General features: G+C 40.5%; 23 protein-coding genes. 14 read left to right on the forward strand and 9 right to left on the reverse strand.

The window, feature by feature from the left end:
- The first annotated feature begins 201 nt into the window (after nt 1–201).
- The 5 genes from LU361_RS18435 to LU361_RS18455 all read left to right on the forward strand — a co-directional run bounded on the left by LU361_RS18435 (nt 202) and on the right by LU361_RS18455 (nt 5184).
- Nucleotides 202–1917: a DUF4153 domain-containing protein gene (locus tag LU361_RS18435; RefSeq protein WP_233090621.1), complete on the forward strand. Its 1716-nt coding sequence runs from the start codon at nt 202–204 to the stop codon at nt 1915–1917.
- 29 nt (nt 1918–1946) lie between these two features.
- Nucleotides 1947–2573: a LysE family translocator gene (locus LU361_RS18440; protein WP_233090622.1), complete on the forward strand. Its 627-nt coding sequence runs from the start codon at nt 1947–1949 to the stop codon at nt 2571–2573.
- Nucleotides 2574–2730: 157 nt separating this feature from the next.
- A complete protein-coding gene (locus tag LU361_RS20420) occupies nt 2731–3741 on the forward strand; it encodes an NAD(P)H-dependent oxidoreductase (protein WP_233090624.1) in 1011 nt (336 codons plus the stop codon).
- Nucleotides 3742–3747: 6 nt separating this feature from the next.
- Entirely contained in the window at nt 3748–4656 is a 909-nt protein-coding gene (gene sigJ / locus LU361_RS18450) for an RNA polymerase sigma factor SigJ (RefSeq protein ID WP_233090626.1), read from the forward strand.
- Nucleotides 4657–4680: 24 nt separating this feature from the next.
- Nucleotides 4681–5184 (forward strand): SixA phosphatase family protein, encoded by a 504-nt coding sequence (locus LU361_RS18455; RefSeq protein ID WP_233090628.1) that lies wholly within the window; start codon nt 4681–4683, stop codon nt 5182–5184.
- A gap of 112 nt (nt 5185–5296) precedes the next feature.
- Here the strand turns inward: LU361_RS18455 and LU361_RS18460 are convergent, their stop codons facing one another.
- A complete protein-coding gene (locus tag LU361_RS18460; protein ID WP_233090630.1) occupies nt 5297–5593 on the reverse strand; it encodes a carboxymuconolactone decarboxylase family protein in 297 nt (98 codons plus the stop codon).
- 1127 nt (nt 5594–6720) lie between these two features.
- Here LU361_RS18460 and LU361_RS18465 point away from each other — a divergent pair.
- Nucleotides 6721–7224, forward strand: coding sequence for a YHS domain-containing (seleno)protein (locus LU361_RS18465; protein WP_233090631.1), 504 nt, complete (start codon nt 6721–6723; stop codon nt 7222–7224).
- Nucleotides 7225–7550: 326 nt separating this feature from the next.
- Nucleotides 7551–7865, forward strand: a complete 315-nt coding sequence (gene ppnP / locus LU361_RS18470) for a pyrimidine/purine nucleoside phosphorylase (RefSeq protein WP_233090632.1) — start codon at nt 7551–7553, stop codon at nt 7863–7865.
- A gap of 131 nt (nt 7866–7996) precedes the next feature.
- On the opposite strand, the gene LU361_RS18475 is transcribed toward ppnP, so the two are convergent.
- Both LU361_RS18475 and recQ read right to left on the reverse strand, forming a co-directional pair.
- Nucleotides 7997–8443 carry a DMT family transporter gene (locus tag LU361_RS18475; RefSeq protein WP_233090633.1) on the reverse strand — a complete coding sequence of 149 codons (447 nt, stop codon included), beginning with the start codon at nt 8441–8443 and terminating at the stop codon, nt 7997–7999.
- 195 nt (nt 8444–8638) lie between these two features.
- Complete coding sequence (gene recQ, locus LU361_RS18480; RefSeq protein ID WP_233090634.1) at nt 8639–10429, reverse strand: DNA helicase RecQ; 1791 nt, start codon at nt 10427–10429, stop codon at nt 8639–8641.
- Between the two features lie 480 nt (nt 10430–10909).
- Here recQ and LU361_RS18485 point away from each other — a divergent pair, with 480 nt between their 5' ends.
- From LU361_RS18485 to LU361_RS18500, 4 genes are all read left to right on the forward strand, one after another.
- Nucleotides 10910–11515 (forward strand): class I SAM-dependent methyltransferase, encoded by a 606-nt coding sequence (locus LU361_RS18485; protein WP_233090635.1) that lies wholly within the window; start codon nt 10910–10912, stop codon nt 11513–11515.
- Between the two features lie 641 nt (nt 11516–12156).
- Nucleotides 12157–13617, forward strand: coding sequence for a glucose-6-phosphate dehydrogenase (zwf, locus tag LU361_RS18490; protein WP_233090636.1), 1461 nt, complete (start codon nt 12157–12159; stop codon nt 13615–13617).
- Nucleotides 13614–14312 carry a 6-phosphogluconolactonase gene (gene pgl, locus LU361_RS18495; RefSeq protein ID WP_233090637.1) on the forward strand — a complete coding sequence of 233 codons (699 nt, stop codon included), beginning with the start codon at nt 13614–13616 and terminating at the stop codon, nt 14310–14312. The genes zwf and pgl overlap by 4 nt, the downstream gene beginning before the upstream one ends.
- A 239-nt stretch (nt 14313–14551) precedes the next feature.
- The gene (locus LU361_RS18500) at nt 14552–15145 is read left to right on the forward strand and encodes an LOG family protein (RefSeq protein ID WP_233090638.1); all 594 of its coding nucleotides are present in this window, start codon (nt 14552–14554) and stop codon (nt 15143–15145) included.
- A gap of 103 nt (nt 15146–15248) precedes the next feature.
- On the opposite strand, the gene LU361_RS18505 is transcribed toward LU361_RS18500, so the two are convergent.
- The 5 genes from LU361_RS18505 to LU361_RS18525 form a co-directional block, all read right to left on the reverse strand.
- Complete coding sequence (locus LU361_RS18505) at nt 15249–15683, reverse strand: ion channel (protein ID WP_233090639.1); 435 nt, start codon at nt 15681–15683, stop codon at nt 15249–15251.
- Nucleotides 15684–15740: 57 nt separating this feature from the next.
- Entirely contained in the window at nt 15741–16139 is a 399-nt protein-coding gene (locus LU361_RS18510) for an acyl-CoA thioesterase (RefSeq protein WP_233090640.1), read from the reverse strand.
- Between the two features lie 43 nt (nt 16140–16182).
- Nucleotides 16183–16449 (reverse strand): DUF4404 family protein, encoded by a 267-nt coding sequence (locus LU361_RS18515; RefSeq protein ID WP_233090641.1) that lies wholly within the window; start codon nt 16447–16449, stop codon nt 16183–16185.
- A 439-nt stretch (nt 16450–16888) separates the two neighbouring features.
- Nucleotides 16889–18469: a flavin-containing monooxygenase gene (locus LU361_RS18520; protein ID WP_233090642.1), complete on the reverse strand. Its 1581-nt coding sequence runs from the start codon at nt 18467–18469 to the stop codon at nt 16889–16891.
- 237 nt (nt 18470–18706) lie between these two features.
- Nucleotides 18707–20923, reverse strand: a complete 2217-nt coding sequence (locus tag LU361_RS18525) for an NACHT domain-containing protein (RefSeq protein WP_233090643.1) — start codon at nt 20921–20923, stop codon at nt 18707–18709.
- A gap of 165 nt (nt 20924–21088) precedes the next feature.
- Here LU361_RS18525 and LU361_RS18530 point away from each other — a divergent pair, with 165 nt between their 5' ends.
- The 3 genes from LU361_RS18530 (at nt 21089) to LU361_RS18540 (ending at nt 23248) form a co-directional block, all read left to right on the forward strand.
- Entirely contained in the window at nt 21089–21700 is a 612-nt protein-coding gene (locus tag LU361_RS18530; RefSeq protein ID WP_233090644.1) for an N-acyl amino acid synthase FeeM domain-containing protein, read from the forward strand.
- Nucleotides 21691–22347 (forward strand): class I SAM-dependent methyltransferase, encoded by a 657-nt coding sequence (locus LU361_RS18535; RefSeq protein WP_233090645.1) that lies wholly within the window; start codon nt 21691–21693, stop codon nt 22345–22347. Before LU361_RS18530 ends, LU361_RS18535 begins: the two co-directional genes overlap by 10 nt.
- Nucleotides 22348–22450: 103 nt before the next feature.
- Nucleotides 22451–23248, forward strand: a complete 798-nt coding sequence (locus LU361_RS18540; RefSeq protein ID WP_233090646.1) for an autoinducer binding domain-containing protein — start codon at nt 22451–22453, stop codon at nt 23246–23248.
- Nucleotides 23249–23307: 59 nt separating this feature from the next.
- Here LU361_RS18540 and LU361_RS18545 read toward each other — a convergent pair whose 3' ends face one another.
- Nucleotides 23308–24459 carry an extracellular solute-binding protein gene (locus tag LU361_RS18545; protein WP_233090647.1) on the reverse strand — a complete coding sequence of 384 codons (1152 nt, stop codon included), beginning with the start codon at nt 24457–24459 and terminating at the stop codon, nt 23308–23310.
- Nucleotides 24460–24528 lie beyond the last annotated feature (69 nt).

Consider the following 24528-nt stretch of genomic DNA (forward strand, 5'->3'; position numbering starts at 1 on the left):
GTTTGCTGACTTATTGATCAAAATAGATTCCCATCCAACTTTTTTGTTTTTTCTTATTCATTCATTAACTCTTGCGTAAATACAGAGACACCGTTGCTTTTTCTGGGTGTATTATTGTGCTATACGCATAGTATTACCGCGTGATTGAGAGTTCTCTGATCAGAAATTTGAAGCACGATTCACTATACGGAGACGCTAACTGTGGAAGTAAAAGAAAACTTACCTCAAAAATTGATGGTATTAATTGCCTTAATTCAAGGCCTGTGTCTTTTGTTTTTGCACCAAGCAATTGAGATCGGTTTCTGGCCTAATCATCAACCTCAGTGGTTATTTGCACTCTACAGTGTGGCGTTTATTTGGCCAATCATGTTGTTACTGAGCTTAAAACCCGGCAATTCGGCCGCGGTCGTTAAATATACCGCGCCGTTTGCGCTGTTGAGTGCCGTTTTAGGTTATTACGTAGGGTCGCAGGCAACCCCCATTGAACATGTTCGCTATGATTCTTTGTTGTTTGGCTACGTTTTTACAATGCTTATTGCGACATTTAAAGCGTTGATGTATTCGCAGCAAATGGCGTCGGGTGAAGGCCTGAGTTATTCCGCGTTATTTCGTTGGTCGTGGCGCAATTTTTTAACTGTGGCGCTGGCGTTGCTGTTTGCTGGCAGCTTTTGGATGATTTTAATGCTCTGGGGGGCGTTATTTAACGCAATTGGCATTCGCTTTTTTAGGGATTTATTTCAAGATCCTTGGTTTTATTATCCGGCCATCGCTTTAGCAAACGGTTTTGGTGTGGTCATTTTCCGAAGAATGACCCACGTCATCGATACCATTACACGCCTTCAGCAAGCACTGATGAAGTTTTTGTTGGTGGTGTTGGTTTTAGTTTCGATATTATTTTTGTTTGCTTTACCTTTTACTGGGTTAGATCCTTTGTGGGAAAGTGGCGGCAGCGCTCTTATATTATGGATGCAGGCGCTTATGCTGTTTTTCGTTAATGCCGTGTATCAAGATCACCCTGATCAGCGCCCGTATTCCCTGTGGTTACACCGTTTTATTTATTTTGGTATTGCCTTACTTCCTATTTACAGCGCAATTTCTTTTTACGGCTTGAGTTTGCGTGTTGATCAATACGGCTGGAGCATTGACCGGTGCTGGGCGTTTTTGGTTTGGTTCCTGCTCGCCTTATTCCCATTGGGTTATTGGTGGGGTATTGCTAAACGGCGGGATAATTGGCTGGTGCAACTCAGTAGCGTCAATGTCGCGGTGGGATTGGTTGTTTTAGCCGCAATGTTGTTAATAAATTCGCCGTTATTGGATTTTCGCAAAATTGTCGCTTCCGATCAGCTCGAACGCATAGCCGATAATAAAATTGATATTGATACCTTGGATGTTTATTACTTCCGCTCGAAACTGGCCAGACCCGGTTATGAGGCGTTAATGAAAATCAAAGAAGAATACGGTGAAACTCATCCTGCGCTGGTTCTTAGAATCGATCAGTCGTACCAAAATCACCGAAGCTCAGAACCAGCTTCCAAAAAAGAAGACTTTCTAGCGGCGTTAAAAGTGTTATCGGGACAGCCTTCTCAGACATTGTTGACCGCCATTTACGAGCAGGAGTCAAAAAATTCTTGGAAACTTAGGGATACGCGTCAGTTTTATTTAAAACCCGTGGATTTAAATCAGGATGGAGAAGAAGATTATTTATTGGTAGCGCGCCGACTTAATTATATTGATGTAAAAGTGTATTACTACAAAGATGAACGCTGGCAGAGTAAATATTTGTCGGCGTCGCAGTTGATTCATGGCGATCAACAGCAAGATTTTATAGACGCGTTAACGTCTGGTGAAATCATCTTAAAACAGCCTGAATGGCAAATATTAGAAATTTCCGGAGCTGAATTTAGCGTTCAAGATTAACCCATCGTTAGTGGTTATGTGAGTGAATTATGATACCCATTGAAACCATAGGTCTCTTTTTAACAGCCTCTGTAGCATTGGCACTTGTTCCTGGGCCTGACAACATTTTTGTGCTTATGCAATCTGCGATATTCGGTCGTAAAGCGGGTCTGCAAGTAACATTGGGGCTGTGTACCGGCTTAATTGCTCATACATTGGCAGTCACTTTGGGTGTTGCTGTTATTTTTCAGACGTCAACGTTAGCGTTTAATGTGCTTAAATTTGCCGGTGCAATATATTTGCTGTATTTGGCGGTTCAGGCTTTTAAATCCAAACCCGCCCATCAAGAAGGCCAACAATACCCATCTCTCAGCTGGCGTCAGTTGTATCTGAGAGGAATTATTATGAATGCGACCAACCCTAAGGTGGCTATCTTTTTTCTGGCGTTTTTACCGCAATTTACCAATCCCGCGTTGGGTTCGGTCACCACTCAACTTTTAGCCCTGGGAGGCTTGTTTATAGCATCAAGCCTATTGGTGTTTGGATTAATCGCTTGGTTTTCTGGTTACCTTGGCGAATGGTTTAAAGCGTCTGAAAGAGCACAGGTGATTATGAATCGCGTTGCCGGTACTGTCTTTGCGGGTTTGGCGCTTCGCCTTGTGGTTAGTGAACGATAGAAAACCGTTATAGAAAACCATTGTTGAAAAGCTATCATTAAAAGGTTGCGTGTTAATTCATGGCAGAGTCCATGTGCAGAAATATTTTTTGTTTTTTGTCACAAACGTAAATGCTGAACTGTCTTCATGGTGATATTCAATAATCCGAGAAATTACCGTGAAGACCTTATTAAGAATTGATTCAAGTATTCGTGTTGTAGATTCGTACACCAGAGCCCTGACTGATCATTACGAGGCCGCTTGGCTGGCTCATCATCCAGAAGGAAAAGTGATTCGTCGTTGTTTAGCGACTGATGCTATTCCACACCTTACCGAGCAAACTGTGATGGGCTTTTCGCAATCGAGTGACTCCTCGGGTGTGGACTCATTATCCGATCGGTTGATTGCTGAATTGAAATCAGCGGATCACTTGCTTATTGGAAGTCCACTTTATAATTTGTCGCTATCATCGTCACTCAAGGCGTATTTTGATCATATCGTTCGTTCAGGAGCGACTTTTGAAGTGAAAGAGGGTTGTTACCAAGGTTTGCTTCAAAAGATTGGAGCTACTCTTGTAACGGCGCGATCCAGCGTGTCATCGCCTGATGATACGAGTGATTTTCAAACCCGGTATATAACGGCACTTCTAAATTTCATCGGTATTCGTGATATTGACGTAGTCGCTGTTGAGGCTACCAGTGCCAATAACGACGACGGCAGGCAAAGATTGATGCGAGCGAAGCAAACCCTCGATGATTTGTTTAATAAACCGCAAGCTCTTGCGTGGATTGGCAGCTTCAGCGACAACGATAAAGCTGAAATTACCCGCATTCGTTCGGCTCAGGCGCACGCGATTATTGAGGGAAATGCTGAGCACTACGCGACATTGTGCACCGATGACATTCAATTGTTGATTCCCTCACACGATCCGATTTCAGGTATCAATGCCTTTGTGAAAGCTGAGCAAGAGCTTTTTGAGAATACCGTTTTTAGCCGTTTTATCAAATTTCCTATTCGCATTGAGAAAAGCGGTAACCTTGCGGTGGAGGTGGGCACTCAAGAGGTGTTGGTAGAAGGGCCGTTGAATGCTCAAGGTGTCTTTGCGTCACGTCAGAAGTACAGTCACGTTTATAAAAAAACGTCTGAGGGTTGGCGGTATTCTGTGTTGATGTCAAATCAGTGTGAGTAGCCTGCTATGAACGAAAAAACTCAAGTTTTTGAGCAACATCGCAATACGTTAGAAGGGCTCGCCTATCGTATGTTGGGCTCCTTGAGTGAAGCTCAAGATGCTGTGCAAGAAACCTATCTTAAATGGCATCAGCAGAATTTGGATTCAGTGACTAATCAACGAGCATGGTTGGTAACGGTCTGCACACGTATCTGCCTTAATCAACTAAAACTCGCTTACAAACAACGAGAAGTTTACACTGGCGAATGGTTACCTGAGCCTATCCTGCATTGCGATGGTAACAACACCGACGCGCAGCTAGACAGAGATGAAACACTGACTATTGCGTTATTGCATGTATTAGAAAAATTAACGCCGGTTGAAAGAGCGGTGTTTATATTGCGTGAGGTATTTGAGTTAGATTTTTCGGAAATTGCAGCCATTGTCGATAAAACCTCTGCTAATTGTCGCCAGCTTGCAGTTCGATCCAGAAAGCATGTGCAGTCTCTTCGGCCGAGATTTTCCGCCACGGAGCAAGAGCATCAAGCACTGATTGATCAGTTTATTAAGGCCGCTCAATCATGCGATATTAATGGACTAATATCAGTATTAAAAAAAGACGTAGAGCTTTATTCCGATGGCGGAGGAAAAGTTGAAGCGTTGCCTGCGGTGTTACGTGGTCGTCAATCTGTGGCAGAGTTTTTTGTTCGTGTTTTTAGGGATTATCAGCGAGAAAGTACGGCGTTAAATATTAAGTTTACTCGGTTTAATGAAGCTTTGGGGTTATTGATATTTGAACATGGAAATCTTACGACAGCGTTAACGGTAGAGTGTGAATCTGATTGTATTTGTCGGATTTTTGCAGTTCGAAATCCCAGCAAGCTGAATCATAAAGCTCTGGAGAACAGCAGTTTAGGCACAAGTAATTTTCAATAAAAATCAGAAAAATTTTTGGTGATAATGAAAAAAATACATTTAATTCGACACGCTAAATCCAGTTGGAAAGATGCCTCGTTGGCAGATATAGATCGACCGTTAAATAAGCGTGGTATAAAAGCATGTGATTTAATGGCGCGAGCCATTTTAGACGCAGGCTGTAATTTCAAACACGTGTATTGCAGTACCGCTGTTAGGGCACAATCCACCATCACATTGATTGATCATTCTCTTTCTGATATTAAGGTTTCATGGCAGCTAACCGACGAATTGTATACCTTCGATAGCAAGCAATTGTACAAATGGTTTAGGTTGTTAGACGACTCAATACAAGAGGTTGTTATTATCGGCCATAATCCTGCATTGACAGATTTCTGTAATAAACTCAGTAACAGTTATATAGAAAATATTCCAACCTGCGGTTACGTACAACTTAATGCTAAAGCACACAGTGCTTGGAAAGATTTATCGGCGGGTTCTTTTAATTTGGCAGAATTTATAACACCAAAAGCTCTGGCTGGTGAGTAGCCTTAAATAAATTGCGGGGGCTGTAAAATTAAGGGATTTATAAAGTCAGGCGTCTGTAAAATCAGCGAGAATTTATCGTAAATGCTCGCTGATTCTACCAATACAGAACGTATTATTTAGAGACTAGATGAGTGCCGTGTGTGACAGCCGCTCCAGCTCTTAATGCCGCAGTGATGAAGGTGGCTTCTGCAATTTCTTCTTCGGTTGCGCCCGCTTTTAAAGCCGCATCTTTATGAATTTCTAAGCAGTAGGGGCATTGGGTTGTCATGGCAACGGCTAATGCAATGAGTTCTTTGTATTTTTTTGGAATTGCGCCATCGGCAAGTGCCGCTTGGTCAAACTTTTGAAAGGCTTCCCAAGCACTTTGAGCTTTTTCACCGAGAGCGGGTAAGTTGTTTATTTTGCTCATGTCATACATCTTCAATACTCCTGTTACGAAAACACTTTTTTATTTTATTAATTGTGAACTGCATTGGTGTGGTGGTTGATGCATTTACAACGCGACAAAAATCATAACTACAATTTTCGGGGTTCGCAATAGACCTTTGTATTAAGACTTTTTAATGAAAAATAGAGCCGAATTTGTTTAGCGTTATATGTTGTATATCATATGTTTTTTGGGCTTTCGTTTTAGGTGGGCGAAGTTGCTTTAGAAGATGCTTTAGAAGTTGTTTTGATTGTTTGTAATAAAATAGAAATAAAATTTAAAGTACTTATTTTTTAAATAACTTGGTTCGGGTTATTTTGGTATTTAACTTATTTTTTATCAGTTTTTTAATCAGAGACTTCTTCAGTAAATAGAAATAAAAATCGAATTAGAAATAAAAGGCTTCAAGAATAATTCAGCGCTTTTAAATAAAGGTGTTTGTGTGTTTGTGTGTTTGTGTGTTTGTGTGTTTGTGTGTTTGTGTGTTTGTGTGTTTGTGTGTGCTGAGTGGCTGAGATTATTGCTAGTCTGATTAACTCTTGTCGAAATCGACTAAGGCTAAAAGTAAATGTACCACTTTGGTTTCATCGTTTGTTGAATTGGTGCATGTAGTAACGGTTGGAGGTGTGAGCTTGAAATGTAAATTCTTGGCCTGGTTTTTTTGACAATCTCTATTTTCGGCTGTATTCGCTATTAATTTTTATTTTTTTCGTATTTTAAAAAATAGCCTTTCCTTATCTGACAGTTGTTGTTTAATAGATTAATCGTTTAAGCTGATGTCAGTTTTACAATTTAGATGTTCATTAAGAAGTATTAAGCGACAATTATTGCGTTTTACTCTCTTGCCACTCTTGACTAACACGTATTTTACTGGTTATTCAAAGCCTGCTTTTCCGTATTTTCAAAATCACTAATACATTCTGAATATATATTCAACTGTGCAATATTCTCATGTCCAGAATTCTATTTCGCTGTGAAAATATTCGCGTTAACGATTAAGTCTCTAGGGTGTTGTAAAAGAAGCGATCTCCTGATCAGTACTATAAAAATAAGGATTCTTTTATACGTCTTTCAATAGGTGACAAGGTTATTCAGGTAGAGGTATTCGAATGTCAAGATTTACTCCTTATAAAGTGCAGTGCTTTTTTTCTGCTTTTTTATTTCTTTTCGTTTTTCAAAGCCATGCAAAAGAAAGCCATACGGAAATAATGGTTAACGCAGCTGGCTATGCAATTCATGGTTATGATCCGGTGTCGTATTTCGTTCAAGGTGAACCCAAAAAAGGTTTGCGAACTCATCAATACAAATGGCACGGCGCAACGTGGTTGTTTGGCAGTAAAGAAAATAAAAATTTATTTATGAAGTCACCTGAAAAGTACGCACCACAATACGGTGGTTGGTGTGCGTTTGGTGCTGCAGACGGTTATGCCGCAGAGCCTGATCCGTTAACTTCTTGGACGATTTACAAAGATAAGTTGTATTTGAATTACAACCAGTCTGTGCTGCAACAATGGGGCAAAGACATTCCCACATTTCTTGAAAAAGCGAAAACCAGCTGGCCGCAATTAAGCAGTGAATTAGAAGCGGGTACCGCAAAGGTGTATTGGAAATAATACGTTGAACAGCACATTCATGAGTGAATGAGTGTGCTTTTCATATTGGCTGTTTTTAACATGCATTTTTTCATTGATTTTCTTTTTGTATGGTCTGCTTTTCTGCTGTCTCAAATCTCTTTATCTTGTCCTTAATGTACTCATTCGGTGATCTCACTTTTTAACGCTATTGTCGGTCTAAGCTTCGGATAGGATTGCAAATTCTGACGACAAGCGCCAAACTACGCCCGGATTAGGGTGTAATACGGTGTTTTTGGGTTGTAATAGAGAGTGGTTCTTTCTATCACCCCCAGCAGGATTGATAAATCATTGTAATAGGTTAAAAAATGACTGAAATAAAAAATGTATCTGTAAAGAAAGCCGCAAACGTTTATTTTGATGGAAAAGTAACCAGTCGTTCTTTGACATTAGAAGATGGATCAGTGCAATCCTTAGGTATTATGTTGCCAGGGGAATACGAATTCGGTACTGATGCAAAAGAAATCATGGAGATTTTATCGGGCGAGCTAGAAGTGCTATTGCCGGGTGAAGATCAATGGCGCTCCATTAAGGGCGGCGAGTCATTCGAGGTTCCTGGATCTTCTAAGTTTCAACTTAAAATCCATTCCGTAACTGACTATTGCTGTTCGTATATCGTTTAGTTTACGTCTTTAAAATGGCTGCGAGCTGTTGATTATCCGCAGCCATTTTCTCACTGATAAAATTCTTCTCTATTAATTTCCCTTCAATTAATGACCCTTCTATTAAATACTCAGCCTAATAGGCGTTTTAACTAGGCTTTTTTGGTTAGGTATACGCCCGTTAGTATAAGCAGCATTCCCGCTACTTTTGAAGGCGTGATTTCTTGCTTTAACACTCCCATTACGCCAAAGTGATCGACAAGTAATGACACCACAATTTGGCCAAAAAGAATGGTGAAAAGCGCATTCCCTACGCCCAATTTGGGCGAAAGGTAAGTGATGGCAATAGTGTAAATAGCGGATATACAGCCACCGAGCAGAATGTATTTCGGAAAATTAACAGTCAATACACCCGGCGACATAACGGGTCTTTTAATAATGATGTAGACCGATATTAAAATAAGGCCAACGACAAAGGATAATAAAACTGCGTAAGAAATATCGCCTAGATATTTTGCCGCACTAACATTTGCGGCCGATTGAATCGGTATTAACGCGCCAACAACTATGGCGATCAATATTAAAAGTAATAGATTCATTGGTTAATTGTTCCTAAAGTAATACCGTATCAATGTTCACGTGATATCAGAATTTTTATGAATAAAGATCAGTGGCTATTCAGTTCAGTGGCTATCACATTGCGTGTAACCTATAAGGCTCAGTCAAAGGTGTTCCACTAAATTGTTGCTTTCTTATTGAGCGATATTTAATTCGATAATTTTAAACCTAAAAAATTATCGGAATTTTGCAATAACATCCATAAACTGAGGACCGAAGCGTTCAAATTTTTTCTCGCCCATGCCGTTTAGCTGCAACATTTCAAATTTATCTTTGGGTTTTTCTTCCATCATTTCCATCAGTGTTGCGTCGTGGAATACTTGATAGGGCGCAATATTGAGAGATTGCGACAGGCTGGCTCGGCATTGCCGTAATGCATTCCATAATTCACGATCGTTATCATTCACGGAAGATTTGCGATAACCTTTCTTCTCGATATCTTCTTTTAGATCCTTTCTAAGGAACAGTTGCGATTCGCCTCTTAAAATAGGTCGAGATTTTTCGGTTAACTGTAACGCTCCGTAATTATTGATATCAACCGAGATAAATCCTTGCACAATTAACTGTCGGAGGATAGAACGCCAGGTGTCCTCGGGAACGTCTTTGCCAATGCCAAAGGTACTGAGTTTTTCGTGACCGTATTGGAGTATTTTGTCGGTTTTTTTCCCGCGCAACACCTCTAAATTGTAAACAACACCAAACCGTTGCCCAGTTCGAACGATATTGCTCATCAATTTTTGAGCGGGTTCAGTCGCGTCCCATTTTGGCGGCGGTGTGGTGCAGGTATCGCAATTCCCACAGTTGGCCTCCACTGATTCGCCAAAGTAATTCAGTAACGCGGTTCGTCGGCAGTTGGTCACTTCGCACCAGCCGAGCAGCGAATCCAGTTTTGATCGCTCGTTTCTTTTGTGTTCTTCAGAAGCGTTTGACTGATCAACCATCTGGCGCAGCTGAACGACATCGTTCAGCCCGTACACCATCCAAGCGTCGGCCGGATTGCCATCTCTGCCGGCGCGCCCAGTTTCTTGGTAGTAGGCTTCGATGCTTTTGGGCAAATCCAAATGGCATACGAATCGAACATCGGGCTTATCAATGCCCATTCCAAACGCGATCGTGGCAACCATCACCACGGCGTCTTCTTGTAAGAAAACTTTTAAATTGTCGGCTCGAATGCTGGTGTCTAAGCCCGCGTGGTAGGGCAGAGCATTGATGCCTTGTTTGCGCAACCACTCAGCGGTGGATTCAACTTTCTTTCTGGATAAACAATAAACAATGCCGGCTTGCTGTCGCCTTGCTTTCAGGAATTGAATCAGCTGGGTTCTTGCGTTCTTTTTAGGTTGTACGCTGTAATGAATGTTGGGTCTGTCGAAACTGCTGACAAAGCGTTTGGGCGCGCTTAATTCGAGTCGATCGACAATCTCATTTTGGTGTTCTTGGTTTGCGGTTGCGGTTAAGGCAATGCGCGGTGTGTTTGGGAACACTTCTTTGAGTTGGTGTAAGCCTAAATAGTCGGCCCGAAAGTCGTGTCCCCATTGAGAGACGCAGTGCGCCTCATCAATGGCGATAAGCGATATGTCTTTTGTCGACAACCAGTTGAGCGTATTGCTTTGCAACAACCGTTCAGGTGCAATGTAGAGTATGTCTATGTCGCCATGATTAATGGCTTGTGCGAGATTGGATTTTTCTTCCCGTGTGAGCGTGGAGTTTAAGTAGGCTGCGTTGATGCCCAATTGTTGGAGGGTCGTAACCTGATCTTCCATCAGCGCAATTAGCGGCGACACCACAATGCCCATGCCTTTTCTTGCCAGCGCAGGAATTTGGTAGCACAACGATTTGCCACCACCGGTCGGCATGATTACGAGGCAATCCTCGCCGTTTATCGCACTGCCAACAATTTCTTCTTGTTGACCGCGAAATTCCGAGTAGCCAAAAATGTTGTTTAAAATATGAAGCGGTGGTTCCTGCATTGTGCCTGGGCTGCTGTCAAATCGCGTATTCTACTCGTAATTCGATAAAAGATCTGCCAAAGATGTAGTGGTTAAAATATGTACTTAATTCAATGCCTGAGAAAGTTGAGACTCGTGCCAATTGTTACAAGCGTATGTGTATGGTTTTTAAATGCTGCCGCAGGAAAGTTTGTGTTCGCGAATTAAAAACAATTTTGCAACCTACAAAAAACGGTTACGGTCGATGTGATAAAGTCACTTTTTAAAAGGCTCGATAATTCTTGCTGCGTATAAGCAAGTCTGTTGGTGGGTGATTGGGGTTAATCAGAGAATCCGTTAATCATTCAAAATCAAAAAGTTAGGTACTCATCTTCGATTTGTGTATTTTTAACTTCAATCGTATTTTGTTTTACCTCACTTTTTTGAGAGAATTACCTTTTATAGGAATCTTACAGAGATTGTTGGATTTGATGGAACAATGCTGAGTTTGAGGAATAACTGTTGAGTGAAATTAAGAAAGTTCATGGTCTTTACGTATTATCAAAAAAGAGCCCAACGCTAGCCAATTTACGTCAATCTCTGCCAGAACCCAGCATTCATGGTTATCAAGTGTGGTCTTCAAGCTTTTTGATTATGGATTATTTAAATGAAGAGCCGTTGGCTAAAGGCGAGCGGGTACTCGACATTGGTTGTGGTTGGGGAATGCTCAGCATTTACTGTGCAAAAACCTTTAAAGCAAAAGTCACCGCCGTTGATGCTGACAAATGGGTTTTTCCCTATTTGCGTGTTCACGCGGCAATGAATTCTGTCAAAATAACCACAAAAGTCAGTAAATACGAAGACATAAAAAACGGCTTGTTAAAAAAGCAAAAATTTATGGCCGGTGGCGATATCTGTTTTTGGGACGATTTAGTCGATCCTCTTTATGACATTGTCAGTCGGGCTGTTGAGTCCGGCGTGGAGAGAATCGTTATTGCTGATCCAGGCCGATCACCGTTTTTAAAATTAGCGAAAAAGTGTAAAAAATCATTTGGTGCTCAACTCGTTCCTCGCCAAGTTAATGAGCCTAAAAAGTCCGCAGGCTATTTAATGATTGTTGAGTCGTAATTCGTTTTCTTTTTCCTACTCTCATTCCCAAAACAGGGCAAAACGCTGGATTGTTTTGCCCTTGATCATTGCTGTCATATAAATGTCACTGATGAGTATGCGGTTGAATCTCGCCAATTACCTGTTGCCTTCGCGGCAGTGGCGTTTGCTAGCTTCATACTCTGAGTACCTGGTTGCTCACCAGAAATGGGCAATTAAGGTTTTTATTGTTCCAATTTCTTTGTGATTTCAGAGAGTTAGTGGGTTTCGAAGGTTTTTTAATCAAAGGCTCCTATAAAACTCTTCTGTCTCGTGATCCTTCCAAAAGCTGACGCCTGCGCTTGAAAATCAATCGTTCACTAACAAATTCGCCATTATTAAAATTCGAAAGCTAAAATTCGAAAACTAATGATTGAATTTAACGTTAAATGATACGTCGTAATAGTAAGGTAACTCGTATAAACCGTTAGAGTGCAGTGCACCAAAGGCATATGATCGGTGCTTTTTATACTCGTTAGCGCTGATTATTTTCCAACTCAATCAGCGCGATAAATGCGTACTTTTATCTGCGTGTTACTTCAAAAAAATTAGGCCTCAGTGCTTGGTAGGTGGTCCAATTAGACTACACTCATACACAGAATTTCGAAGAGTAATTAACGATAATGACCCAAGAAATACTTGTAATTGGCGGTGACGGAGATTTGGCACTTCGCAAATTGTACCCGGCTTTCTTTGCGTTAGAGATTGCCGGTCAACTTGATGATGTTGGTTGTATTACGGGTATTTCTCGCGCGTTACGCGATAAAGATTCGCTTTTGGAACGCATGTTGCCTGCTTTAAAACTGCTGGACGGTTTTTCCGATGAGATTTGGGAGAAGTTCAAAGCGCGGATTCATTGTATTCAAGGCGATGCAACGGATGCTCAAACCTTGAGAGTCTATCACGATGATTTGCCCGAACAGTACAGCGGTGTCATTGTCTATTTGGCTGTTCCCCCAAAAGTTTTTGGCGGCGCCTGCCGAGCTTTGCGTGATGCGGGTTTGGCATCAGAGAATACGCGTTTGGTGGTTGAGAAGCCATTGGGTTCCAGTAAAGCGACATTTTCTCAAGTTAACCAGGAAATGAGCGATAGTTTTTCTGAGCACCAAATTTATCGAATTGATCATTATCTTGGCAAGGAATCCGTTCAAAATTTATTGGCATTACGGTTTGCTAATGTCATGTTCGGTGCAATTTGGGGCGGAAATTATATCGATCATATTCAGATTACCGTCGCTGAAAAAGTTGGCCTGGAAGGGCGCAAAGGTTTTTACAACGAAATCGGTGCGCTTAGAGACATGGTTCAAAACCATCTGCTTCAAGTGGTGTGTTTATTGGCGATGGAGCCGCCAGCTAACCGTGATCCTTTTATGATTCGAGCTGAAAAACTCAAGGTTTTAAAAAGCTTAAAACCCATGACCTCAGAGATGATTAAACGCAGTACCGTTCGTGGGCAATATATTGAAGGTTCGGTAAACGGCCAGGTTGTTCCAGGCTATAACGACGATCTATTTGATAGTAACAATAGTGTTGATTCTGAAAAGTCTGATACCGAAACTTACGTAGCGATTCGCGCAGAAATTGATAATTGGCGGTGGTCTGGCGTTCCATTTTATTTGCGTACTGGCAAAAGAATGAACACCCGAAAAACTGAAATATTGGTTCAGTTCAAACAGCCAAAACACGTAATTTTTGGGACCAATAATTCAATTTGTCCCAATCAATTACGAATACAATTGCAGCCTGATGAAGGCATAACCTTGCACTTTTTAAGGAAGCAACCCGGATTAGAAGAATTAACGTTAGAAGAAGCTGAGCTGAATTTAACGGTTCCCGAGGCACGAAAAAAGAATAATTACGATGCGTATGCGCGTTTAATGGTTGATGTGATCAAGGGAGATCAAACACTGTTTGTCAGTGCGCAAGAAGTGGAAGCCTCCTGGGAATGGATTGATCAAATCATTGAACTTTGGCACAGCACCGATATGAAAGTGAAGTCCTATGCCGCCGGCACAGCAGGTCCTGTTGATGCCGCCGTAATGATAGCCCAAGACGACCGACAATGGAGCGATTTGGAATCATGACCCTAAATTTTAAAGAATACAGCAGTCTGAATGAATTGGATTTATCCATCAGTGAACATATCGTACAAGCCTTGCAAATGGCACTTGATGAAAAAGGCGTTGCAAGCTTGGTTGTTTCTGGTGGCAATTCACCGCGCAATTTTTTGAGTAATCTCTCTGAGCAAGATATTGATTGGTCGAGTGTTTACGTCACCTTGGCCGATGAGCGCTGTGTGTTAGATGTTCATCCCGACAGTAACGCGCGCATGGTAAAAGAACATCTCATTCAAAATTTAGCGGCCGATATTAATTTTGTACCTTTGTACATTCAAGGTGAATCGCAAATGAATTGTCAGCAGCGATTTATTAATCACCGAGTTTTGTCAGACACCTATGACGTTGTTATTTTGGGAATGGGTTTAGATGGCCATACAGCATCTATTTTTCCGCAAGCAGTTGAGCGAGATCAAGCGCTAAATATTGATACTATGCTTAATGTTTTATTAACCAATCCAATTACCGTTACGCCTTTGCGTTTAACACAAACCAGAAAGCGTTTATTAAATACTAAAAATTTAATGCTGCACATGATGGGCCCGGAAAAACGCAGTGTATACGAACAAGCGGCTATAGAATTAAATCCTGAAATGCCCATTAGCTATTTTATTCATCAAGACATTGTTCCACTGTCTGTGTATTACAGTGAAGCAAGTTAATCGGTTTCGGCTTTTAAGACGATCTAATTTTTCTAACGTCACACTAAAAACTATTTTTACCGTGTGAGATTGCTCCCCTGATAAATTTATTTCTCTGATTTATCTATTTGTGTTTTCAATACATTGATTCCTCGCTACAATCGGCAAAATATTTTCCCGAATCACTTTTTTATGTGTTGTGATTTCTCCTATTGACAGCATAAAAAGAAAAGTGGTGTCGCACTAACGGCTATTAATTTATGTTTGATCAAATGAATAAAGTTTGTGTTTATTGCGGATCGAGTTCCGGTCGTACATCCGATTACATTACCTATGCAAATCAACTTGCCGATGTCTTTTTATCGAAAAATATAGAATTAGTGTATGGCGGTGCAAGTATTGGGGTGATGGGCGCGCTTGCCAATCGAATGATTGCTCGCGGCGGCCGTGTTACTGGCGTCATTCCGAAAGCTTTAGCAGAAAAAGAAATTGCACACTCGGGGCTGACAAATCTGCATGTGGTTGAATCTATGCACAATCGCAAAATGATGATGGCTGAATTAGCCGATGGCTTTATTGCTCTTCCTGGCGGAATGGGAACGTTCGAAGAGTTATTTGAAGTATTAACTTGGGCGCAGCTCGGTTTTCATCACAAGCCTTGCGGGTTACTAAACAGTAATCGTTTTTACGATCAATTGATTTCTTTTTTGAATCACGCCGTTGACGAAAAATTTATTAAGCCGGTACACCGGGATTTACTGTTAGTCAGTAGTGATCCAGCGCAGTTGGTCGAAAAAATGGAAAACTACAGTCCGATCATTGATGATAAATGGATCAGTGAGACGGAAACCTAGTTACAACCTGTGTCTGTCAGGCAAGACGGAGATGTTTTAGGCGGAGATTTTAGTAAGTCTCTTATTTAAGCACTTTCGTCTGTCTTAAGCACTTTTGTTTGTCTTAAGCATTGTCGTCTGTTTTCCAATATTTTTGCATCTCAATAAACATAAACGATGCTGACCATGTGATCAGTACCAAACCACACAACGCTTCAATTCCCGCCAAAAAGCGAATGTCACCCGTTGGTTGAATGTCACCCGTTCCCAGTGAGGTGTAAGTGGTGATTGAGTAGTAGGCGCAATCTAAGATGGAATGAGTAAAGTTACCTTCGAGATTGCCAAAAGTCCCCAGTTGTATCAGTCCGTAATAGGCTGCCGCAAAAATCCACACCTCAATAATGTGCGCGGCAAGACTGCCAAGTATGCCAAACACCACTTTGAGTCGGGTTTTAATACGAATTTTAGGCAGGTAAACAGAAAGCAGGTGAAGGAATTCGTAATGAACAATGACTGATAATGTTACTACAACAAAATTAATAGTAAGCATTATCAGCATGTGCTTCTCCAAACAGTCTTGTTAATGACCGATACTACGTAGAAGGTAGAGTTGGATTTATCCGAGGGCTCTGCCGTGAATTTCAAAAGCAGATTTAATTTGTGGTGTGAGTTCTATACTGGTTTGATTATCGTAGTCAAAGTAAACCATAACCGCTTTACAGGTTGCTGTTATCTTACCCTGTTGCCATATTTCTTGTTCAACAGTCATTGATGTTCGGCCTAAATTGACTACATAGGTCTTTACTTCAACGTCTTCGCCAAAGAACATTTGGGATTGAAAATCAATTTCTGTGCGCGCCAAGATAAATGATTTTCCACCTGGAGCTGTTTCTGGGTGGACCATTCGAACAATGGGTTCGCGTGCTTTTTCTAGCCAGATCGGTATTGAGGTATTGCAAATATGACCTGTGTAGTTGGTTTCGTTGACGCGTGGAGAGATAGTAGTTTGGAACATAAAGCTGAGTATCTAATTTAATGAAATTTATGCAGGTTGTGCGTTAAATGCCTAGGCTATTTAACGTGCTCATAACTTCTCGAACGAGAGAGGCGGCTTTGGGATGATCGGTTTCTAGATCAATCGCGTGCTTTTCAATTTCGTTATAGAAGTCATCGTCAACCGCAGAATTTGAGTTTGATTCAAGTGACTTGGTTATGATTTGATCGAGTAAGGTTTCATTTTTATTCGCTAACGCTGCTTCCATGGAAGCTCGCATTTCGCTTAATTGTTGTTGTAATGCTTTGATTTTTTCTTTTGAATCTGACATAGCCCGCTCCAAAGACATTATCTGCAGCTAATTTATATTGCGCATAAACTATGCCAATTTCTGCAGTTTTTGCTCTCTACTATTTTCTGTGCGTACACCGAACTCATCATGAAATTGTCACATTGATAGAATACTAAAACCGAATACGGGTTGCTACAGATATGTTGAAACTGGAATAAGAAAGTAGAATAAATAGACATTAAAAACCGCAGTTTAGGCAATTTATTTTAATTGGCTGATGAACCGTCAGAAAAATAGGTTTAGGTTTAGGTGTCGGAGCACAATGGATTGATGAGCATTTCCACAGTAGAGTATTGGTCTATAGAAACTGCCCTCTAGAAAGAGGCTAAAGTGACTAGGGCTGGGCTCGATAACGTATTAGCACTTTCAGTTTCAAGCCTAGCATTGTAGTGTTAATTTGTGTTAACCCGAGAGTTTACTAAGCCGTGTACTGCTCCGTTGCTAATATTGGCCGGAGTTTATTAATTGGCTTTTGAGACAGTTTATCTTTGGCTCTTAATTTTAAAAATTCTAACGACATTCCAATTTCGTCTTTCAACGTTGGGCATCGATCTTTGGCGTTAAAGCAGGGCGCCTCTAACCATTTGGATCGTGCTTCTTCTCTGGCTCCTGGGCCGATTAATCGGTACTGACAAGGCCAAATGTGATGAAACCAGTAGGTAATAAATTTTCGATGCTGGAAAAAAGGTGTTGGCTCAGGAGGGCGACAGCCAATTAACTCAGCCACTTGCTCGACAAATCTAAGCCCGTTAACCAGGCCAAAAACGTCTGGGGTTTCGTAGAACTCGTTTCGCCAACGTTCTTTATCTTGCAGTGCTTTCTCTCTCATGCGTGTTGGAAGCTTTTTCTCTCCTGAAAGCACCAAAGCGTAATACCGAGCAATTGTCTCAGACAGTAAAGGAACCCCTCCTTGCTGGGGGCGAACAAAACCGATTAATGCCAGAGAGTCACCAAATTCAGGAATAAACGTTTGTAAATAGCAGTCTCTAATATCTTCAATTTTATGTATTGGATCTAAAAACGGAACGCTGAATTTAAAACCGGTGCACAAGACAATGGCGTCGAAAGATTTTTCTGTACCGTCATTAAATGTGACTTTTTTATTGGTTATTTTCTTAATTCCTCCGATGTTCACTTCTAAACCATTAGAAATTGATTCGAAGATACGTTCGGTTTTTGTAACAACAGAACCAGGCTCGTCAGGCGCGGAGATAATGTGATTTCCCACTTCTCTGAGAATCGGGTCGCTTGTTTGATTGATTTCCTGCTTCCAGTTGTCTCTGACTATGCTGGCTTTTAGTGGTGCCGGTAATGTATGCCAGTGGCGAGACTGCAAAACATCTATTGGCGTTCCCCGTGGTGCCCTCATGGAAAATACGTGTTTTCTTCTGAGAGAGAGCGTTGATTCTCCCGCAATTTCTGATATTTCAGTGACTACATCAGCGGCTGATTCGCCCATGCCCAAAAATAAAATGTGTTTACCTTTTAAATGGTTTAATTGTTCAATGCTTTTGTAAGTGCTTGAATGGATAATCTCTCCTGAAAAGCTCGATATGCCAGGGATATCGGGAATATTGGGTTTCTGAAACTGCCCAGAACTAATGACTAGCTTATCGACTTTATCGGAGTATTTTTTGCCCGTTTTTTGATTGACGATATCCAAATTCCAACGATTGTCCGTCATTTTAGTTACGGCATCGATGGAATGGTTAAATAAAATATCATCTCGAAATTTAAAGTGGTCGACGTAGCGATTTAAATAATGCTTATATTCACCGCGAGTCCAAAATTTTATGTCTTCTTCGTAAGGCATAAAATCTGAATAGGCCATAAAGTAATTAGATACTGTTAAAAGTACTGAATCGTAACTGCCGGTATCAGAAAATACCCCGCCAATGTCCTCTCTCTGTTCGTAACAAACAACATCAAAGCCTTTCTCTTTCAGTTCTTTAATAGCGGCTAATCCAGAGAGTCCTGCACCAATTACCCCAACTCGCATAGTAGCTATACCTTAACTAGAAAATTAACACCAATGAATTTTTCGACGGAGATTTCCAATAAACCGTTAAATTAATAAAGATAGTCGAGCAGGGCTTAAAATCAATTGGTGGGACTGGTATATGTAGACATGATTCCTAATGTAGTCATCAGGAATATAAGTGATTGTTTAATGTTTTTATAAAAATTTTTGAAAAATACTTGTCAGTAGGTTTTTGATGCATCAGATTTTTCTTGATTAGAAAATAATTTGAAAAGTTTCAGAGCGTGTTTTCTTAGAGGCATCAAATTGTTTTTTGAACATAAAGTAAGATTCTGCATTCGATTTTTTAAGAATTTTAAGCGTTGAATCGGCAATGTTAATGCTTTTACTTGTTAAGATCGAAAAGAGCGTTGTGTACAGCTTAATCTCTGTGCTTTTAATGGCAGAGAGCTCCAAGTGCTCAATAACAATATTGCTGATATTAATCAGCTCCTTATTGCTCAGTTCGGTGCTTTCTAAACTCTGTGCTACCGCCGTTTTGTATTTTATTTTAATGTTAGGTTTTTTGAGTAACTGAATGTACATTGATCTTAGATTTGGATTAATGACCAATGATACTGTTGCTTTGAGTATTTCCGTGTAAATGGAAAATGTATCTCCAGTTATTAAGTCGGTAATTTTCTGAAAATAAATGCGAGTGATGGCGTCACAGAGTTCATGGTTCGGGTGCGTTTCTAAAGTGGAGTTTATGGTTTTTAGCAGTTGAATGTTAAACAGATGGCTTGATTCACCAATAATCAATTCCAGCTGGTTAATGTCGATATTGAATCCGGGTTGAAATGACTTATTGTCGATAAAATGTTGCAGTTGTTTTTTTGTGTCCAAAATGGACAGGTTGTCCCAATTTAACTCTTGCGGAGCGGACTTGCTCTGAGGTTTGTTAGTCAGTTTGTGTGTTAGCTTTAAGAGCTCGTCGTTTCTCCAACGGTTGAAGTATTTCAAATTTCTTCGAATATTTTTTTCTCTATTGCTCAAAAAATAACTGTCGAGCAAATGCAGAATCTCTATATTTTCTTCACATCCTTCGGCTTGAGAAAGGTATCGTTTCCAGAGTATTTCTCGAATATCAGTGCTGAGTAGACCTAAGATCAGCGTAACTTGGTTGGTAAATGCAATAGCTTTGGCGATGGTAGCGATATTTTCATGATTCGAGTATTCAGCTTTGAGTGTTGTATCAATAATGTTGATGACATTCTGCTGTTCTCTTTTGAGATCAATTAAGAGCAAAGACCCTAAAAATTCATGGCTATTGTATTCTTTGAGTGCTCTTAATAATCCGTAATGGGTTAATTTTTTGTAGAAAACGTTTGCTTTATGAACAATGGTCGGTAATTGATATTTTCTAAACGAAATTAATCGCTGAGAGTTCTCGTAGTGTTTGCGGGTTTCTTGGCTGGAGTAATTTAATAAGTGGTTTTGGATTTGTTCCGTAAGCCATTTGTTGTTGAGTGCCACGTAGTGGGGGCTTTTGCGTCTTAGTTTTAACTGTTGGCAGATAATCTCTAGAAAATAGGGCACAGAAATAATGTCTAATACGTATTCAGACTGTGCAATCAGTGTGTTTAAATCTTTGTGCAAGGCTTGATCGTTAAGAGACTGCTCTTGCTGTTTGATGTAAGCAACGATATCGCTAAAGTTAAACGTGTCTAAGTAAAGGAACTGAACGGGAAGTCGAGATTGAATTTCGTCAATGTCTTCTGGTAAACATGTGAAGATCACATTTTTGTATTTATTTAATTGCTCAATTGCGTTCAGAGCATTGCATCGTTTGTTCTTCTTTATTTTTTCGTAGTTGTCTAAAAATATAATCTGAACGGAATTTTCTGCGTTTTCTTCTATATCGGAAAAATTATCATAATTAAAGTGAATATCGTAGGATGAGCAACTCTTCTCTGTATGCTGCAAAATTTTATTGGCGAGTTTACGCAGTAAAAAGGATTTTCCGAATCCTGGCGGTGCGCAAATGACGGTAATGTCTTCCAAGGGTGAATCGTTTTGCACGAGTCGATCAACAAAATCTTCAACAGATAAGACCGCTTGATGAGGTTGGGATGGATTATTGGGCAATAAACGTTGCGCAATATAGTAATCATCAATATCGGTTATTGAGCTTGTTAACTCGGCGGTTGGTACTTCGTGTTTATCGTTATCGACTGGACTCTGTTCAGATAAAAATTCTTTAAATTGTTTTTCGTCGCTACCAATAGCATCTAATAATGTTCGATAGGTCTCGTGATTGATTTTTGTTTTTGGGAGCTTGGTTAGATCTTCGGATAAGTAACGGGTAATTGTTTTGAGGCTTTTGTTGGATTTTGCCGCGAATCGTTCTCTCGTTAACCCTTTTCGATAGATCATTTCCTTCAAGAAACGACTGAACTGTATTTTAGTTTCATTATTACTGAGATCTATCATGACGAAATAAACATCCATTTCTATTTTTGTCGAAAATGTCTTTCGGTGGGGCTAAAAATGTCCCAACAACTTCTAAACAATACTGGAACGAGTGTGAGCGATTTTTGTTGATTATAAAAATAATAAATCGTTTCTCATATAATAGTTTGTTATAAGGAAGTGGTGGTGATAGGCGATAATACGTGTAAATCAGATGATGCCCACATATTTGCCTGCGAACCGAGTTGTAATGTTGTTTCAAATATAGAAGAAGATGTTTGTATAACCCTTAATGACTCGACACTGCGGGATGTAAAAAATCTAAGAAAGCTAGGGCTAAGCGGTATTTATCCTGAGATGGATATCGACAATGATCCCTATGATCGTTTTGGATTGACTCTTTATAAAAGAAATAAAAACGGCGCATTGTGTTTTACCGTGCGTTTAACCTTCGACGGCCCATTGGGACTGCCAGAATCTGAATTTCTCCAACCGTTAAAAGCCCAGGGACGGCGATTTGTTGAACTCGGTCGCCTAGTTATCACCAGCCAGAAAATTGATGATTTAAAACTGCTTTATCGTTCCTGTTACAAAATTGCGATGGCAACGGGTCACGATTCCATTGTGATGGCCATGAAGCCTAAAGACATTTCTTTTCACGAACGGTTAATGGGTGTGTTGGTGGTTTGTGACGATATGAAAGTCGATTACGGCGGACCTTACTCATTGGCTTGCGTTGTTTGGAAATTAGAAGAAACAAAAGATAAATTTTTTAATTGGGCACAGTTATGTCGATAGTACTAGAAAATAAATTCGAATGGGAAGATTATGCGCAGTCATTTCATTCAATCATGCCGGCGGTAATGGTTCAACTCAATCAGTTTATAGCCAACGAATTGTACGGTGATATTATTGATTACGGTTGTGGTGCCGGAAAGTTGATTCCTTATTTGAATGAAAATGCCTCGGTAACGTCTTACACGGGAATTGATTTTTCCAAAGAAATGATCGAATTGGCAAACTCTGTAGGCAACTGTCACAGCAATTTAACTACCCAGTTTGTTCACAGTGATATTATGCTCACTGCATTACCAGCCTCTGACTGTGCTGTTAGTGTTAACAGCTTTTATTCTTGGCCCAAACCAAATGATATTATTGATAAAATTTACCAAGATTTAAAACCTGGCGGCGTGTTTATTCTTGCAACACTGCTGAAATCCATCGATATGGTAAAACTTTTAGAAGAGGCGGAGCCTGAGTTTATCAATCACGATTATTGGCAGGCATTTAAAAGCCATAATCTCAAAATTATGGATAATCCAGGCATAAACTTGGTAACAATCACTGAATTATGTGACTTGCTTGAGCGCTTTGATTTTAACGTTTTATCGGTTGATGCCAGTTTTTATGACGGTGGAGTCGGTTTAGTTAAAGTAAGAAAATAAAGATGCTTCTCATTTAAGTTCTGGCTGTATTTTTGGTGGTGCGTTTTTACCTTTTTATTTTTATCGAATTAATTTACTTGTTTAATGTTTCTCGGGGGTTCTGGTGTATACAGCGGTAGATTTAGGGCAGTATTGTGAAGAGTTGTATCGCGCTCGAAGTTTTGAGCAAGCATTTTCTGTGTTTGAAAAACAAGTGATCAAACTGGGTTATGACGGCGTTTTGTACACGTTTATTCCGAGGCTTTTAATTGACAGTAACTTTAATCAAGAGCCCGTGTACAAAGTATCAGAATCGTATTCTCCGCAATATCTTCAGCACTACGAACAAGCACATTTTGAGCGAGACGATCCGCTGATACAGGCGGTAAATGGCGGCGTGGCGGAAGCCTTTGACTGGTGGGGGGACATTCCAAAGCAGTATATGTCCGATAACCCGAAGGCCAAAGAGGTTATTGCGACCTCATTGAACTACGGAATCAATAACGGAATCACCATTCCTTTGCTGAATGACGAGAGGGGAGTAGCTGGTGCCAGTTTTATTACTGAAGAAGATACAAAATTCTCGCTGCTAAAATCGAGTACGATGGAAAAGCTTGAGCTGTGCACAAGGCTATTTCATAACTTGGTCTTTTCCGGTGCCTGTTATACGTCGGCTTTTGTTCAACCTATATTGCAGTCGTTAACAAATACCGAGAAGCGGTTTTTGGCTAAATTGGCACAAGGCAAGACGCCGGTTCAAATTGCTCAGGAATTGGGTAGAAGCGAAAAATACTTAGAGCAAGTTATGTTGAAGGTGCGCAGAAAGTTTTCTCATTCGAGTGCCGAAGGCGCCATTACGGTTAATCGCAATCAAATCATGTACTACTCAGGTTTGATGAACCTCGTTGAACATATCGATTAAAAATAAAAAAGCCCAGACATTGATCTGGGCTTTTTTATGAGGTTAGTTGTTTTTAACGCTTAGTTAACGTTTGTTTGCCCTACCTGATCACTTTCGGCTGGACGATAACGTTTGTTTTCATTCAGAACCGCTCCCCACAATTGTTCTACGGTTCTTCTCACGCGAATTGAGCGAGTTGTGCTGTAGAATAACTTGTCCTGAATCTTCTGAGTTGGGTAAATAGACGCGTCAGATTTGATCTCGTCATCAATTAATGGAATTGAATCAGGGATTGGGTTTGCGTACCAAATGTAGTTGGTATTTTTGGCAGCAATGTCTGGTCTCATTAAGAAATCAATAAATTGGTGCGCTTCATCGACGTTTTGAGAAAGTTCTGGAATGGCGAGCATATCAACCCAGCGTACAGTTCCTTCCTCGGGAATAACATAAGAGATTTCTACACCGTTACCTGCTTCTTCAGCGTTAGCTTGCGCCTGGAAAATATCGCCGCTCCATGCGACAGCAACGCAAATTTTGCCAGCAGCTAAATTATCCAAAAAGTTAGCGGAATCGAAAATAACGTATTGGCTAATTTCTTTCAGGAATTTTTCTACGACTTGAGTGTAATCGCTGGTAACTGTTGAGTTGGGATTTTTCTTTAGATAATTTAAGGCAATTGAGACTATTTCTGTAGGCTCATCCAATATAGAAACACCACAAGAGCTGAGTTTCTTTAAATTTTCTAAATCGAAAATAAGATCCCAAGAATCTGTTGGTGCATCTTTGCCGAGAATTCTTTCAATTTCACTCACGTTGTAACCCATACCGGTGGTGCCCCACATGTAAGGGACGCCATGTGCATTTTCAACATCAAGCTCGGAGATGCTTGCCATAAATGCGCTGTCTAGGTTGCCGTAATTAGTGAGTTTCGACCGATCGATACGTTTAAAGAGACCGCGTTTTACCTGCTTTGACATAAAATCGATGGTGGGAATAACAACATCGTAACCGCCGCCACCTTTGATGATTTTTTCTTCTACTTCTAAATTACTGTCGTAGGTGTCATAGGTAACGTCGATGCCGGTTTCTTCTTCGAACTGTTCGATGACGCCTTCGCCAATATAATCTTCCCAATTATAAACTTTAAGTGTGCGCGATTCTTCTGATTGGCTGTACGTTGGGCTACTCAGGAGTGCGACCACCATGGCAGGAAGTAAAACTAACTTTCTCATTTTTTGTGTTTCTCCTTAACGTGCAATCTCCGTAGATGCATTGTAAGTAAGAAGCTCACGAGTCTTACG

Source organism: Sessilibacter corallicola, assembly GCF_021290925.1.
In the GTDB taxonomy this organism is placed as follows: Bacteria; Pseudomonadota; Gammaproteobacteria; order Pseudomonadales; family Cellvibrionaceae; genus Sessilibacter; species Sessilibacter corallicola.